The organism is Burkholderia paludis (assembly GCF_000732615.1).
Lineage (GTDB): Bacteria > Pseudomonadota > Gammaproteobacteria > Burkholderiales > Burkholderiaceae > Burkholderia > Burkholderia paludis.
In genome coordinates, this window is record NZ_JPGL01000158.1 from 1 (window position 1) to 995 (window position 995).

The window sequence follows — 995 nt, forward strand, 5'->3', positions numbered from 1 at the left end:
AGGCCCGTCGACGTGGACGTCGACAGCGAGGTCACCGAGCTATCGGTCGACGAAAGGCCAGTCGACAACGAGGTGATCGAGCTGGTGGCTGACGAGAGGCCCGTCGACGTCGACGTCGACAACGATGTGACCGAGCTATTGGTCGACGAAAGGCCGGTCGACAACGACGTGATCGAGCTGTTCGCCGACGAGAGCCCAGTCGATGTGGAGGTCGACAGCGACGTGATGGAACTGTTCGTCGACGACAGGCCCGTCGAGGCCGACGTCGACAGCGACGTGACCGAACTATTGGCCGACGACAGACCCGTCGAAGTCGAGGTCGACAGTGAGTTGATCGAGCTGCTGGTCGAGCTCAGGCCTGTCGACAACGACGCGATCGCACCGCTCGACGACGAAACCGTGGTCGACAGCGAGTCGACGATCGAATTGGTCGCGTACAGCTGCGAACCGTTAATCGCGTCGGTGCTCGTTGCGGTGATCTGACCCGCTGCGACGTTGGTGACCTGACGTTCCTGGCCCGGTGCGCCGACGCTGACCACGCTGGTCGGATTGCCACCCGCAAATGTCGCGGTGACACCGCCGACCGTACCGGTCGGCGTCGGGTTCGGCGCTGACGTCGTGGAGCCGCTGCCGAGCGCGACATCGCCCGCGTTGTTGGCCACGGCGTTCTGACCAATTGCCACCGTGCCGTTCGCCTTCGCGTTCGCGGTGTCGCCGACCGCGACGCTGCTGGTGCCCGCCGCGCTGGCGTTCACGCCGGCAGCAAGGGCGTTGGTGCCCGTGGCGCCGTCGTTGTTGTAGTTGGCCTGCTGCGTGCCGCCGTCGTTGACGCTGTAGTAATGCGTCTTCGCTGCATTGATCGCCGTCGAGGTCGAGGTCGACAGTGACGTGATCGAGCTGGTGGCCGACGACAGGCCCGTCGAGGTCGATGTCGACAGTGACGTGATCGAGCTGGTGGCCGATGACAGGCCCGTCGAGGTCGACGTCGACAGGGC

The 995-nt window shown here is 65.0% G+C and carries 1 pseudogene; it reads right to left on the reverse strand.

The features are described 5' to 3' along the window. Window positions 1-995 (reverse strand): annotated as a pseudogene (locus GQ56_RS45440) (hypothetical protein); the annotation flags it as partial.